This is a genomic window from Acetobacter sp. ESL1128, assembly GCF_058505085.1.
Genome location: NZ_CP196369.1, coordinates 2,486,107 through 2,500,828 on the forward strand (window position 1 = coordinate 2,486,107; position 14,722 = coordinate 2,500,828).

Sequence of the window (14,722 nt, forward strand, 5' to 3'; positions counted from 1 at the left end):
CTATCTGAAATGCCAGACAATCCTTCACAATGGATTCTGCAAAACAAACGGCTCTTTCCTGCCGGAAAATCTGCACCATTGCTTCCTAAAAGCATCGAAGATGCGTGGTGTGTTGCTAATTTCTAAAGGGAACGGGAACAATACAAAGGGATGTATGAAACCAGACCATGTTTTCGAAGATGTGAAGGTCGCAGTGAGGGCAGATACACTCTGCGTATCAGGATCCTGTCAGGTCATGGAAAAAGAACACACTCTTTATTCTATGACACCATGCTCCATGAAACTCTATTGCATCACAGGAGGGATACTCATGCCCCGTAAAGACAAGATTTCTTCAGTTACAATGGTCGGCACGATTGAAGATCTGATTGCTGATCTGGAAAATGAACGCAAAGAGCGTGCCGCCAGAAAACCGGCTACAGCCTTTGGCGTCATCACACAGATTTATCCAACCCTTCTCAGAATGAAGGCCGATGGCTGGTCAGATATGGAAATCTGCACCACGCTCAAAACACGGGGCATCACCCTCAGCCCCGGAACACTCTCCACATACATGAAGAAAATTGGTCGGGAAAAACGCACCATAAAGCCAAAACCACCGCGCACACCCAAAGTGGATTCCGCGACACCGTCTCCTCCCTCGCCCTCCATGCGCGGCTTTACCTCCCAGCCACCGCCACTTCTGGACGCCTGAGGTCATCTTGACCTCCCAGTGTCGTCTCATCACCCCTGTCACGATCTGAGTTTTTCATAAGACGATCCTACACTCTTGATTGGGAAGGCACTAAAGCCATCCCAATCAAAAGGACATAGGTTATGAAACAGGCTGTCAAACGCCTCGTGCTGATCGTTTCTGGTAAAGGCGGTGTTGGGAAAACAACCTTTGCCCGCCTTCTGGTCGATACTTATCACACCCGAAAAATACAGGCCTCCCTCTTTGACGCTGATGGTCAGGTGGGAGGTCTGGCCCGCACCTATCAGGATCTGGGTGTTCTGTTTTACGACCTGAGGCAGGAGAGAGAACGCGACACGCTTCTCAATTCCATTGATACCGACAAGGCCGTCATTCTGCATGATCTGCCGGGTGGATCACGGTTTGAAATTTCGAAGATCATTGATACCGGCGATGGTAAAAGCGTCGAGGGGTTTCTGACCGCCCTGACGGAAAACCATGTCCGTCTGACCCTGGTACATCTTTTGGATCATGAAATCGAAAGTGCCCAATCCGTCGGCCAGTATCTGGAAACCTTCGGCACAGATCTGGTCGACCATGTCGCCGTTCTCAATCTCCGGGAAAGCCGCGACCTGCGCAATGATTTCCCATACTGGTATGGCCATGAGGTCTCAGGGCAACGCCGTTACGGTAAAGCGCGAGAGCGCCTCCTCTCTGCGGGCGGTGTGGAAATCACCATGCCCGGTCTTCACGCGGTCATCCGCGCCAAGGTCAACGCCCTGAACCTGCGATATGCCCAATGTCTGACACACCCGGACCTGACCATTACAGAACGGAGTGCCATCTCTCGCTTTCTGCGCGACTTTCATAAAGGTCTGTCCCAGGCGGCAAGCTTTCTTGGTCTGGCATGAGGGAGGAGACAACCATGACAATTTTTGACGACACGGCCAAGGCTCTGAAGATATCTGCCAAAGACCGCAAATGTGTCTGGGCCACTCTGGATGATCTGGCCCTAAACCCGGATGATCCGGAAGTCGTGCGCCTCTTGGTCACGGAATACAGCAAGACCACCCTGAACGCGCTCTCTACCGATCTGGAACAGGCAACGACCAAAGCCCTCCGCGCTTTTGAAACCGCCCAGTCTCAGACAGAGGCAAGCGCTCAGGCTCGTCTTGCCGCCCGACAGGCTGAACTGGCCCAGACCCTGGCACAGACAATTACCGACTGCCTCGAAGACAGTCTGGAACGACAGACACGCGTGAAAGAGAAGCACGTCATGATCACACAATGGATCATAGGTCCGGTTTTGGTCGGGCTGGGCTTCTGGTTAGCAAAACTCTGCGAAGGTGGCTCTGTCGGCACGCATGATACAGTGTCCGTCTGGCTGGCGTCATACGACCCGTGGGCGCTTTTGGCCGCAGGTCCAATGCTGTTTGTGATCCTGCGTCTTCTCATTGGCTGGACGGTTAGAAACCGCCTGATCAGAGCCCTTCTGGTGCTGCCTCCCCTTGACGACGTGCGAGGCTGGAGAAAACACCGCGATTGAGAACCTCACGAAACCAAAGCCCTGAGGGGAGCGCTTTACGCCTCCCCTTTTTTATTGCTCCCCCAGATGCGGCCTGCCCCCCTCATTCTGGCAGACAAACCTCTCCTGCGCGCAGACCGTATCAGTTTTTCTAAAAGACGAAGCCAGTCATCATCCAAAAGGCTGATACCCCTCTGGACGCTGATCAAATGGTATAGACGCGTATAAGACTGGTATAAGACAGAGGCGTTTTCAGATATGACGCCTCGCATCACCCTGTTTGGCACGCATGGCCACCTCAGCCGCCATGATTTCTCGCCAGAGCGCACCTCCTAAAACCCCGTCATCAACACGATCTATCCTCAGCCGAGGAGAGTTAGCATACATAAAACTCCTCCCAACGTCAGGATTATGCTGAGGCGCAAAGAGACGCGCCAAAGCGCCCGATGGCCGCCCAAACCACCCGTTCTTCTGAGCCCATCCCAAGGCCTGCAGGTGATGGCGTCGGAGAAGACCGAGGTTACGCTTTCCCTGTTCTGTTACAGGCGTCAGGGTGAAATTCTTGACCAGCGTATGGGGCTGCCAGATACCGACTGCAGTCGGTGAAGGGCGTTCCCGAGCCACAATCATGTTTTCAACCGGCGCTTTTTTCTCACCCGGTCCTACGCTTTCCTTCGGTACGCTTCCCTTCGGAAAGGGAGAGCCATCCGCGCCAGACAGGATGCGCGAAGTCAATTTCTTGGTTCTGACCAACTCATGACCAGGGCTAGGGTTCATGGGCGTTGGAACGGCTTTCTTCCGGACCACCTTCTCACCCTGTGTTTTGAGCCCTTTCCGAAAGGCAGCAAAACCCTCTTTGGGAGTTATGTTCCGCATTCCATTCAGTTCTTCAAGAAACCAGATTGCCGCTTCATCACTCAGGTCAGAAAAGAGAATTTCACCTGGCTTTGTCCGCTCTGCCTTATACAGCTTGGCCATGTAATCCATGGTGTCGCTATGAGAGCGGACAGGACCATCAATATAGAAACCGAGCTGAAATTTTTTCCTTACGATCTGACAAAACTCTGTCCAGATCTCCTTGGGCATCGGTGTGTTTAGAGTATAGAAAAAATTCACATGCCCATTGACCTTAACGTCTCGTTTGGGACAGCGCGCGAAAGCAAAGTCATTCATGAGCAAATGAATTTGAAATCCAAATTGCACATAAGCACTGTTTTTATACCAATAGAGCATTCGGCTGATACGAGCGCGTAATTTCTTCATCTCTTTTTTAAGGTCACCGTAAACGCCAATATGCACTTTTGAAGTAAATGTCCCGACGCAAAGCGGTATGACAGGGACAAGTCCTCTCGAAGAACTCTTGTCATCCTTGTGTTTTGGAGCACGGCGTTTTTTCGGAAAGGCGAGCGTATGAAAATACAAAAGATCGTCTGCTAACTGCCGCCGGATACCATAGGCCTGCGAAGGAATGAGCAACGTGCGACGTAGGCGAATGCCCGGCAGATGTTCAACCGCCAAGGTCACTTCGCACACACGATCGATCTCCTCTGTCCTCGTATGGGTCGCAAGACCTGCTTCTTTCATAAGACGGAGAGGACGGGCATCCATATTGCGCAGGCGTTCACGCAAGTCATGATCCATACCGGTTTTGCGTCCCGTCCATGGGGCTGCCAATTCCGCAAATGTCGCGCATCGTTTCCGAAAAGAGACCATGATCCACCTCCTGAGAGAGTTCCATTACCCAGACCTGACATATTCAAGGCCTTATGGAAGGATTATAACCTAGGAAATTGGCGATTTCATGTTTTGTTCTTGGTAACAATTAAGGCTATCGTCATGGTTCTGAAGACAGAACCAGGTCAAGCCAAGTCAAGAATCCCCCCTGACAAGTCATGAATGCTCTGCCTCCAATCATGGACGCACGACAAAACAGGGAATCACATAATCGTGAGCTCTCTTCAACGCCTTCCAAAGCATGAGGAAGCAGTTTTGATCGTCGGTCAGATTTTAACAGACGCTTACCAGCCGATACAATTACACTTCATTTGTATAAACGTATGTGATACATATGTTCATACAAACAAGGGAGGTCTTGCATGTCCGCTGTTACATTTCGGGTAGATGAAGCCCTGAAGGCGGCTGCCGTTGAGAAACTATCGGCGCAAGGTATCTCTCTTTCTGATGCATTGCGCGATACTCTGGCCTACATCGCAGAAACCGGCCGGTCCCCCGTTAAACGTCAGCTTGTCACGGATGAGGATGCCCATCTCCTCGAAATTGTTCGTGAACGCCTCAAAAACCCTGCCCCAAAACACCGTATGACTTTTGCAGAGCTGAAGAGCCGTCATCGCGAATGAAAGAGTATTCGCTTGAATTCGATGAGAGGGCATTGAGAGAATGGGATGCGCTCGACGGGAGTGTCCGCAAGAAATTTGGTAAGAAGCCAACAAAATTGACTTAGAAATCTCTGTCGATTGATGACTCGAGACCAAAAACCTAATTACCAACTCGAAATTCATCGTCATCAAGACGACTGAAAATCGCCCCACCACGCACGACAACGATGGGAAAACCAAGACAACTCATTGGCGTGCTCTACCTCCATCTGCGACCCCACGTATCGCAACAAACCGTTCAACCCTATAAACCAACAGATCCCGTGCCTAAATTGAACAGGCACAATGACTTAGCCGGCAGAGTTCCAATTTCATTCTACAAAATTGCTTGCTGAACGACATGGCACTCTTATAATGCGTTAAGGTTTGTTGCTTCGTTTAATTAGATTACGGCGAATCACACATCTCATTTAACAAAGACTGACAATGGTGTTCGAGCGGAATGACAGAGAAAATTCAGAAGCATCTCTGGGCAGATCTCGCCAGCGCGCCTGCTTCGCCTGGCGTTTATGCTTGGTACTATAGTCCATTGATCACCGATTATGACCTTGACGCTGCAATTTTTGATATCCAAACCAAACGTGATGAAAGCCGTACAGAGGCAGAATTCTCTGCCAAAACGTTGCTGGAAGACCGTATTTTCAAACAGTTTCGTGAAGAACCTTACAAAGCTGTTGTACAAGGACCGCTAAAACCAACCTACAGCGGATCTCTGAAACATGCCTTCGAAGTCTCCCCAGGCTTGATTTCACGAGTTGTAGATGACCCTGAACGGTTACGATCCCTGCGTGATATTCTTGATCTATCCGCCCCCATGTTCGCTAGTCCTCTTTATATCGGGATGTCTATTAATTTACGTACACGCTTGAGCAGACACAAATCGCTTATAGAGAAATACCGGGTTTCGTCCCTCAACGAGATCCCTCCCAAAAATGGGAGTGATGCTGGTTTCGCTTGGCAAATAGCCAAAAGACAGATGCCACCAGATCGTCTTTTTGTGTTTACATGTGCTATCGGCAACAACGATGAAGATACCGCTATCGATATTGAGAATGTTCTAAACCGTCTCTATTATCCAATCTTGGGAAGAAACTGATATGGCTCTTAGCCTAAGCGTAACCTCCGCTCTTAATCTCACGTTAGAAGGCTCAACGGGCAGCTTCAGTGTTGGAAGAGAAGCGGAATCCCAAAAAACGGTTGAGGTGAAATATTTTCTCACTCACGTGGGGTTGAACCTTTTGTCGGGAGCAAATGAAGAACTCCTACGTCATTTGGCGCCTGTCAGAGAAGTCTTTCCCCCACGCGATCTCGCATTCGATGAAATCATGCAGCGTGACATAGATGACGCACGTGTTTCTTCCGAACTAGTGCCTTATCTACTCGATCGAAAATCACGCGATTTAGTCAAAATTTTCCCTCCGATTGTTGTGGTTGTTATGCCTGTTGAGACAAATGCCAACCGTCCAGCAAATCGTTATCCCATAGTAACCCGGGAAGAATGTGTAGAGAACGGACACAACGCACAGATTGTCCGCTCGGGAGCCAAAGGACAAGAGGTTTTTGAGTTCATCCAACCACATGAAGGTGGCAAACTGTACCAACACGATCTGGTGCGCCTAAAGCTCAATACCAATCGCTGCCGCCTAGTCATCGTTGACGGACAGCACCGCGCAATGGCACTTCTTGCGCTTTACCGCAATCTCAAAGGTGACTGGGAAGACAAAAACAAAGCTCCATATCGCGATTATTACGAAGAGTGGACACCCAATTATATAAAGGGCTTTGACCTCGAAACAATTAGCCTACCAATCATGTTTTGCACCTTCCCTGCTCTCGATGAGAACTTCAAAGGTGAATACAATGTCAAGATGGCCGCCAGATCGATTTTTCTGACCCTCAACAAGACCGCTCGACAAGTGTCTGAATCGCGTAACCGACTGCTAGACGATAATGATCTAGTGGCGCTTTTCTTACGTGATACTCTATCTTCAATCAAAGCGCTGGACGATATTCATGCGCACACATCATTACGTATCCACAATATCGAGCTTGACCAAGCTCTGAATCGTGCAAAAATCGAAAGTCCTATAGCTCTCTCGGGCGTCAATCATTTCTATTATCTAATTGAACATATTCTACTGAACAGGCTTGAGGACGTTAGTGGCGCCAAGCCGCGGGCAGGCAATTATAATCTACGTGGCGACTTAGCCAATTATGGAGCACTTCAACGCCTCAACGGATGGAATTTACTTGGTCAAGACCTTGCAAATACAATCAACCGTTTTTTCTACACTAGCGAGGCTGGTGAAATTTTGACCAAAGAATTTCACAAACGGTTCGGGCAATACATCGTAGCAGCGTTTGAGAAATTTGCTCCCTATGAGGCGCATTCAAGTGCAGTATTATGGCTTGACGAGCAATTACGTGAACAGGCCAATACAAAAATCAGGCCCATCTTATTTGAAGGGCAAGGCATAGGCCGCACTTTCGAAAATCACCGCAATCATCTTGCTGATAAAATTCGTGAAAAAGACTTTGGTTCAGAAGCCCCGAAATTACAGGAAATTCTTAACCGCCTAAATGCAACCCAGAAACTCGTTGCCGACTTTGAAAAGAAGCTCAGAGCCGAACGAGCAGTTCGCTTTATTGCCTCAGTCAGTGATAAGAAAGCCCTACGGAACGAAGACGGTCAAATCTACCCTAAAATCGTCGAATTCATCAACGCACTCTATGACAACGTGCTAAATACTGTCGCATTCCAAACCGCACTCATTGGTGGTTTTTTCAATGAATTAGAGCGTGCTAATATTGAGCGCCAAAAGATAGGAAGAGCGCCACTAGATACTCCTGCTGTGTTCGAGCGCTTTATCAACGACATCAACGCTTTCTTCAGAATTGACCGATCTAACGACTTTCGCCGGCTGGTCGAAGTATTTGAAGGAACCCTTGGAGACGAGATAGGTCAGTGGAAAATCACACCATCGAACTCTACTTTCCGGCAAGTAGTTTATCGTGGAGAGATGCAACCAGCTCAATGGCCAAAGTATAAGTATCTTCTACTTGAACTCTGGCGTGCAAATGGAACTGATATAGAAAGCAATCTAACAGCTCAACGCGATATAGCGCGCCATCAAGTATTTAATTCACTTGAGCGAACATATCAAAAAATATTCCTCGAACAAAATCTACGGCGAGAAGAAAGCCTAACCTCGCCTGAACGCAAAAAAATACGTCATGATGCTTATGAGGCATTTTGTAAGTTTCTACGCCATCTAGGCTGGAAAGCTAGCGAAGTCCCTAGCGAACAATCACTTATTGAAACCACGCAAACAGAAGATGCCACCGAAGCCCCTCACCTTTTCGACGAAGATTCGATCAAAGGAGAGGGAGAAGGCTTATCTCTTAGCGGAACAGACAACGAAGAAAACTAACGTGACAATGCGCTCGCCAATCTATCTCGACAGCTTCGCCACAACACCATTAGCGCCCGAAGCGCTAACCATGATGAAAATGGCATGGATGGAACCGATGAATGCTGGCTCACAGCATCAAGGGGGAGCGCGCGCGAGTCTTTTTGTAGAAGCCGGCCGTAAGACGGTAGCCGATCTTATACATGCGATTCCTGGAGAGATTATCTTCACCTCCGGAGCAACCGAGTCCAATAATCTTGCAATCCAAGGGATTGCAAAATGGGCGTTAGCAGGTGGGTCACCAAAACGCCAAATCATAGTAAGCGCTATCGAACACAAATCGGTTCTTGAAACCGCACGAGCTCTCAGGGCCTACGGCTTCAAGATCCTGGTAGCACCCGTAACACCGCAAGGAGTTGTTGATCAGAATTACCTTTCATCCCTGATCAACGATGAAACTTTGCTGGTATCAATAATGCATGTAAACAATGAGACCGGTGTAATTCAGCCTATTAAAGACACTTGCATATTGACCCATGCACGAGGGGCGCTATTTCACTGCGACGCCGCACAGGCTGTCGGAAAAATCGACGTCGATGTCCTCGACCTTGATGTCGATTATCTCAGCTTAAGCTCTCATAAGATGTATGGTCCTGCGGGTGTAGGAGGGCTTTACGTCTCTGCTACCGCCCCGCGCCCAATGCCACTGATGCATGGAGGAGGACAGGAACGCGGCTTCCGTTCTGGAACTGTTCCAGTTGCACTCATCGCAGGCTTCGGCGAGGCAGCCCGGATTGCGGCAGATCAACGAATAAGTGACGGTTTACGTTTGGCACAGCAAGAAACATTATTACTGCAATGTCTACGCAAGCATGACATCGCTTTTCGAATTACCTCCGGATCAGCCAAGCGCCTCGCTGGCGCTCTCAATATCCTTATCGAAGGCTATAATGCCGACGATATTGTTGACAAAATCAGTCGGTACGTAAGTCTTTCAACCGGCTCAGCCTGCAATGCAGGTCAAGTAACCCCATCACATGTCCTTAAAGAAATGGGAATTAATACAGAAACATCAAGAAATTCTATTAGAATTTGCCTTAATAGATACACAAAAAACAAAGATTTAGAGTTGGCAGCAGAGTACTTATCTACAATTATCAACAACTAACAACTCCTCACTGGACGGCTTCGCCAGTAAGCGTTAAAGTGCCCCCATGAAGCACGCGCTCTACAACTCCGATATTCGTGGCCAATTTGCCGGACATGAGACCTTCCCTTTGCGCCTTCTATGGCTAAAAAAGGCATATGATGCGTGCGTTGGCGGCGCACCAATTGGAACATTTCAAGAACAATCAGCCATCGCACGTTTTGGGGTCGGCCGCAATATGGCATCTTCAATGCGTTATTGGGGGTTAGCTACCGGCTTCATTCACGAACAAGAACGGCTACTCTTACCAACGGCAATCGGCCAAGCTATTCTTTCAGAGGATGGTTTCGATCCGTTTATAGAGCGTTCGGCAACAATATGGCTCGCTCATTGGGGAGTGGCCAGCACGCCAGAATGGACCAGTACCGCCTATTTTGCTTTCAATGGTATGGCAAGTCCAGAGTTCGATGCCTCTAGTCTATTGCAAGAATTGTCTGATCTCGTTCGCGCACGCAAATGGCGTGCCTCAACTAGCACTCTAAAGCGAGATATCGAGGTTTTTTTGAGAAGTTATGTGCGGAGAGAAAGTCTTGCTAATGATGATGCAGCTGAGCCACTTCTCGCAGAATTAGGATTAATACGCGAGGCAAGAATCGGTGGATGGTTCGAGTTTGTGCGAGGCCCCAAGCCGAGCCTTCCTGATGGTGTTTTCGCTTACGCACTCCAAGATTTCTGGCATCATAACGGCAATCCAACAGCCCTAACGGTAGAACAGGTGTGTTATGCCCCTGGATCACCAGGCCGAGTTTTCAAGCTTGACGAAGATAGCGTCGTTACTCGTCTAATGCGTCTGGAGAATCTGACGAATGGAGCCTGGCGCTGGACGGATACTGCAGGCCTAAGGCAAGTGCAAAAAATAAGCGAAATCACTACTGGTCAGCTAATCGAATGCGCTTTCCTTAACATCGCGACCGCAAGGAAGAGCGCATGAGCGACTTATATTCTCAGGTCACCATAAACCGACGTTTCGCTAGATCTACTCGCCTTGATGCTGATTTAAAAGAAACTTCGCAACTTATTGGCTACGTGCTTCAGGAAAGCGTCAGGAAAGCGCTCGTCACGATGGCGGCAAGCCATAAAGAAACAGGACAAGGAGCTTTTACTTGGACTGGACCTTATGGGGGAGGGAAATCCTCAGCGGTTTTACTCATCGCAAACCTCATTGCAGGAGACGTTACAAGCAAGAAAATTGCACGAAAAATCGTAGGGAAAACGGTTACTGGTCTCTTTGCTCAAGCTTTCCCAACAGATACCACACCGTGGAATGTGGTTGCTGTAACAGGTAGTCGAACAGAACTCCGACCCGCAATTGCTGAAGCGGCCGCAATCAGCCTAAAATGGCCTAAGGCTACACTAACAAAAGCCCTAGAAAATGATGCGGCCCTCATAGACACATTATCGGCTACAGCCACACAGAGTAGCGGTGTGATCATCATTCTTGATGAGCTTGGGAAGCTTTTGGAGCATGAAGCTGCAAACGCAGGAGACATCCACTTCCTTCAAGACCTGGCAGAACGGTGCACACGAAGCAACGGTCGTCTGGTAGTTATCGGCATTTTACACCAAGCTTTTGAGCAATATGCGGCTCGTGTTTCGCGCGAAGCACGACAAGAATGGGCGAAGGTTCAAGGTCGCTTTCAAGATATCCCTTTCCTTGCCGGCGCTGATGAAACAGTTGCTTTGCTCGCACAAGCGATCACCACAACCAAACGCCCGGCTAACGCTCAGACTGAAGCCCTACGCGTGGCTGAGGCCGTTGCTCAACGCAAGCCTACAGATATCAACTCATTAACCCAAGCGCTCACCAAAACCTGGCCCTTAAACCCTGTGACTGCCATGCTGCTCGGTCCAGTATCTCGCCAACGTTTTGCCCAAAATGAACGTAGTGTCTTTGGCTTTTTGAGTTCAGTCGAACCTTACGGCTTTCAGGATTTTCTCTCATCAAGCACAACGGAAGCAACTTATGGGCCAGATCGTCTGTGGGATTATCTCGCGTCTAATTTCGGCATTGCGCTCTCAACGGGAGGAGACAATGGCAGGTTGAGCCTGGCCTTCGAGGCAATCGAAAGGGCTGCTGTTAAAGGAACCCAGCTACATGTACGGCTAACAAAAGCCGCCGCTGCCATAGAGTTCTTCCGCAATGGCTCAGGTTTAGCCGTTGCAGACAATTTCCTGTTTGCAGCGATACCCGACTTTCCACCCAAAGAAATAACGGCTGCCCTTAATGACCTCGTTGATTGGGCCATCCTGATCCGGCAAGCGCGACTGGGCGGCTATGCGCTTTTCTCTGGTAGCGATTTTGACCTCGACGAAGCGATCGACCGCTCTATTACTTCTTTGTCAGCAGAGCAACTTGAAACCATTCCGCAACGAGCGGGTATCGGTTTCGCCGCTGCCAAGAGGCATTATTTCCGCACCGGAGCATTACGTACATTCCAGGTTTTACTTCATCCTATAAGCAAGGATGATACAATTGAAGATCTCGTTTCCACCTTGAAGAAACGCTGTCATAATGGTTCAGGCAGTCTAATTCTAGCCCTTGGCGACGGCTCTCTTTCGACAGAAGAAGTAGAAAACCAGTGTAAGGCTATCGCCAAACAACTTAATAAATCGAAATTTGTCCTCGCCATCGCTGCTGCCACGGAGAGCTTTGCGTTACGATCTGGAGCCTCCGAACTCTTCGCCATAGAGCGTGTAATGCGTGAGCATCCACAACTTGAAGGGGATAGAATCGCACGTCGCGGGTTATCAGTGCGCCATACTGCAGCCAGCGATATGCTTTACCGAGAACTTGAAAAGGCACTAGAAGGTGCTCGTTGGTGGCTTTCACCGACCCCCTCTAAATCTATCCGCGCTCCTCTCTCGGTGATAGCGAGCGCTTTAGCCGACACTGTATTCAATCAAGCCCCTTTACTTCATAGCGAGCTTCTTCAACGTGATCGCCCTTCATCTAGCGCCATGGCTGCCGTTCGCGCACTTACCCATGCCATGGTTAAGTGTAATGATCAGCCAAATCTTGGCATCTCAGGTTACCCTGCAGAAATGGGGCTATATCTTACTGTTATCGCTCCATTCGGCCTGCACAAAGCAGATAAACAGGGGCGTTTTGATTTCTGTAATCCTGACGATAGTTCCAGCGGTTGCAGTCTAAAGTCTGCTTGGCAATTAATCAGCGAAGCTCCAGAAGCCACCATTGATAAAATTTATACTCGCTGGGCAGAGCCTCCCTTTGGGATGAAAATGGGGGTAATGCCAGTGCTTGCACTCGCCGCCATCCTCGCCAATCGCAAGCACTTAGCTGTTTATTTAGATGGTATATTCCAGACTCATTTAGATGATGTTTTCGTTGATAAGTTTCTTCAACGTCCCGGCGACATCCGTATCCGTCGGATCGACCGTAATGTTCGCGAAGCTGCTTTCCTCAATGAATTGGGCCAATGCCTCGGTGTCACAAATAGCGATACCTCTCTGCCTGTTGCTCAAGCTCTTTTTGGTCGTTTCGAAAATCTAACCGTTTATGCACAACGTACAAACACGATTTCTCCTCAAGCAAAATCAGTGAGATCGACCGTTCTACAGGCACGCGACCCCGAGGTACTTTTATTTGATTCTCTTCCTGAAACCTTAGGTAATCAGTTAACCAGTCAAGCTATCATCAACGCCATTGAAGAGGTCGAGAACGCCTATCCACAACTCCTATCCACCTTACGTGAAGCACTGGCTCGTTCACTTGCTGTAGATCCAGCCACCTTCTCAGGCATCAGTAAGCGTGCCGCGACAGTGAAGGATCTAACAAACGACTATGCCTTCGAAGGCTTCGCCATGCGTGCCGCTGCTTTCGAAACGGGAGAGGGCGATATCGAAGGCGTTGCTAGCATCCTGCTGCACAAACCAGCCCATAACTGGTCAGATCGAGATAGAGAACAAGCTTTGTCGCAAATGGCTCGATACGGCCGACAATTTCGCGAATTAGAAGCTCTAGCTGCGGTCAGAAATAGGCAGTCAAATACAGAAGCGCTCGCTGTTATAGTGGGCATCGACCCGAATACACCGCCATTACTCCGATCATTTGTTCTGACAGAGGACGAACATCTGCGCGCTGTCCGGCTTGCAGATAAACTCACACATTTACTGGGGAAAGAGAAAAATCTTGATCGTGTGCAGTTGGCTGCGTTAGCACGTGTGGCCGCAACCTTGGCCTCTGATCAAGATACGGGGGATGCATGACACACGAACGCCACATCCTTGGCCTTTCGGGGGGACGTGATAGCGCTGCTCTAGCAGTTTATATGCGCTTACATAGACCCGAACTCCCTCTAGAGTATTTTTTCACTGACACAGGCAAGGAACTGCCCGAAGTTTACTCTTTTTTAGACCGCCTCGAAGGCTTTCTGGGCAAACCAATAAAAAGACTAAATCCAGATCGTAATTTTGACTTCTGGCTTGCAGAATATAATAATTTCTTACCTTCTCCCCGGACGCGATGGTGCACTCGTCAACTGAAGTTACGACCACTAGAACACTGGATACGGGATGATTTAGCCAAAGGTATAATCATTAACTCGTATGTAGCCATTCGCGCAGATGAACCAGCACGTGAGGGATATCAGGCCACCCATGAAAATATGCGCGTCCATCTCCCCTTACGCGACGCAGGCATCGATAAAGCAGGCGTCATTGATATTCTTGAGCAAGCAGACGTCGGCGAACCCGCCTATTATAATTGGCGATCTCGTTCAGGCTGTACTTTCTGCTTCTTTCAGCAAAAAATTGAATGGGTACGTCTTGCAGAGCGGCATCCAGACAAATTTGCTGAAGCAGTAAAATATGAAAAAACCGCGTTAGATGATGGTAGCCCATTTACTTGGAGCCAAGGTGAAAGTCTAACCGAATTAACGCTTCCAGAACGTATTGAAGCAATCCGAGAAGATTACCGCAAACGCCTTGAACGACTGCGCTCCCGGCGCCCTCAAAACCCACTATCAACTCGCCCCGTCAACGAGAGCATTGACGATATCTATGGCGTTGAAGAGGCAGAAGGTGGCTGTATTATTTGCCATAAATAAAATGGCAAATAATACTTAAATTTAATCTCAAAATATCATAAATACTCTTTTATATATGAACTTATATCGAATTTTTCATATATTTTTAAATAAAAAATATTATATCTGCCCTTTCCACAAAAATATAATCCATTATGGTTTTTGAGTAGAAATCGGCTTCACACAATAAAGCCTCCCTTCTCCTTTAGTGTGCAATTTTGTCCTCACACTACTCCCGCCTCATAATCATCTCACATTCGCATTTGCCTTTCCCATAATGTTTGACGTAAACGCTGGACCACATAACACAAAGGGGAATTTCCCCGGATAAAAACCTATGGTTAAGCGCAACATGCCGGTTCGAGTCCCGCAGTTCGCACCACTAACCGATTGAAATATAACAGTAAAATGAGAATGTGACGGGTCTGCGGGATTTTCCCGTTTGTCTTCCCAGACTGGGAAACGC

At 48.6% G+C, this 14,722-nt stretch carries 11 protein-coding genes and 1 pseudogene; 11 read left to right on the forward strand and 1 reads right to left on the reverse strand.

Annotation, left to right across the window (positions count from 1 at the left end; genetic code table 11):
* Nucleotides 1-235: 235 nt before the first annotated feature.
* The 3 genes from ACSYTG_RS11695 (at nucleotide 236) to ACSYTG_RS11705 (ending at nucleotide 2,219) form a co-directional block, all read left to right on the forward strand.
* Nucleotides 236-694 carry a hypothetical protein gene (locus tag ACSYTG_RS11695; RefSeq protein WP_143216472.1) on the forward strand — a complete coding sequence of 153 codons (459 nt, stop codon included), beginning with the start codon at nucleotides 236-238 and terminating at the stop codon, nucleotides 692-694.
* Nucleotides 695-816: 122 nt separating this feature from the next.
* Nucleotides 817-1,584 carry a nucleotide-binding protein gene (locus tag ACSYTG_RS11700; RefSeq protein WP_489783149.1) on the forward strand — a complete coding sequence of 256 codons (768 nt, stop codon included), beginning with the start codon at nucleotides 817-819 and terminating at the stop codon, nucleotides 1,582-1,584.
* A gap of 14 nt (nucleotides 1,585-1,598) precedes the next feature.
* On the forward strand, nucleotides 1,599-2,219 hold the full coding sequence (locus tag ACSYTG_RS11705; protein ID WP_489783148.1) for a hypothetical protein: 621 nt from the start codon (nucleotides 1,599-1,601) through the stop codon (nucleotides 2,217-2,219).
* Nucleotides 2,220-2,450: 231 nt separating this feature from the next.
* Here ACSYTG_RS11705 and ACSYTG_RS11710 read toward each other — a convergent pair whose 3' ends face one another.
* Entirely contained in the window at nucleotides 2,451-3,911 is a 1,461-nt protein-coding gene (locus ACSYTG_RS11710) for a hypothetical protein (protein ID WP_489783147.1), read from the reverse strand.
* Between the two features lie 383 nt (nucleotides 3,912-4,294).
* Here ACSYTG_RS11710 and ACSYTG_RS11715 point away from each other — a divergent pair, with 383 nt between their 5' ends.
* From ACSYTG_RS11715 to ACSYTG_RS11750, 8 genes and pseudogenes are all read left to right on the forward strand, one after another.
* On the forward strand, nucleotides 4,295-4,555 hold the full coding sequence (locus ACSYTG_RS11715) for a type II toxin-antitoxin system RelB/DinJ family antitoxin (protein WP_086657969.1): 261 nt from the start codon (nucleotides 4,295-4,297) through the stop codon (nucleotides 4,553-4,555).
* A pseudogene (locus tag ACSYTG_RS11720) lies at nucleotides 4,552-4,653 on the forward strand (type II toxin-antitoxin system RelE family toxin); the annotation flags it as partial. The gene ACSYTG_RS11715 and the pseudogene ACSYTG_RS11720, both read left to right, overlap by 4 nt.
* 383 nt (nucleotides 4,654-5,036) lie before the next feature.
* Complete coding sequence (locus ACSYTG_RS11725; RefSeq protein WP_489783146.1) at nucleotides 5,037-5,690, forward strand: hypothetical protein; 654 nt, start codon at nucleotides 5,037-5,039, stop codon at nucleotides 5,688-5,690.
* A 1-nt stretch (nucleotide 5,691) separates the two neighbouring features.
* Complete coding sequence (locus ACSYTG_RS11730) at nucleotides 5,692-8,025, forward strand: hypothetical protein (RefSeq protein WP_489783145.1); 2,334 nt, start codon at nucleotides 5,692-5,694, stop codon at nucleotides 8,023-8,025.
* 7 nt (nucleotides 8,026-8,032) lie between these two features.
* Complete coding sequence (locus ACSYTG_RS11735; RefSeq protein ID WP_489783315.1) at nucleotides 8,033-9,172, forward strand: cysteine desulfurase family protein; 1,140 nt, start codon at nucleotides 8,033-8,035, stop codon at nucleotides 9,170-9,172.
* A gap of 46 nt (nucleotides 9,173-9,218) precedes the next feature.
* The gene (locus ACSYTG_RS11740) at nucleotides 9,219-10,142 is read left to right on the forward strand and encodes a DUF4007 family protein (protein WP_415506862.1); all 924 of its coding nucleotides are present in this window, start codon (nucleotides 9,219-9,221) and stop codon (nucleotides 10,140-10,142) included.
* Nucleotides 10,139-13,438, forward strand: coding sequence for an ATP-binding protein (locus tag ACSYTG_RS11745; RefSeq protein ID WP_489783144.1), 3,300 nt, complete (start codon nucleotides 10,139-10,141; stop codon nucleotides 13,436-13,438). Before ACSYTG_RS11740 ends, ACSYTG_RS11745 begins: the two co-directional genes overlap by 4 nt.
* Complete coding sequence (locus tag ACSYTG_RS11750; protein WP_489783143.1) at nucleotides 13,435-14,277, forward strand: phosphoadenosine phosphosulfate reductase domain-containing protein; 843 nt, start codon at nucleotides 13,435-13,437, stop codon at nucleotides 14,275-14,277. The genes ACSYTG_RS11745 and ACSYTG_RS11750 overlap by 4 nt, the downstream gene beginning before the upstream one ends.
* The last annotated feature ends 445 nt before the right edge of the window (nucleotides 14,278-14,722 follow it).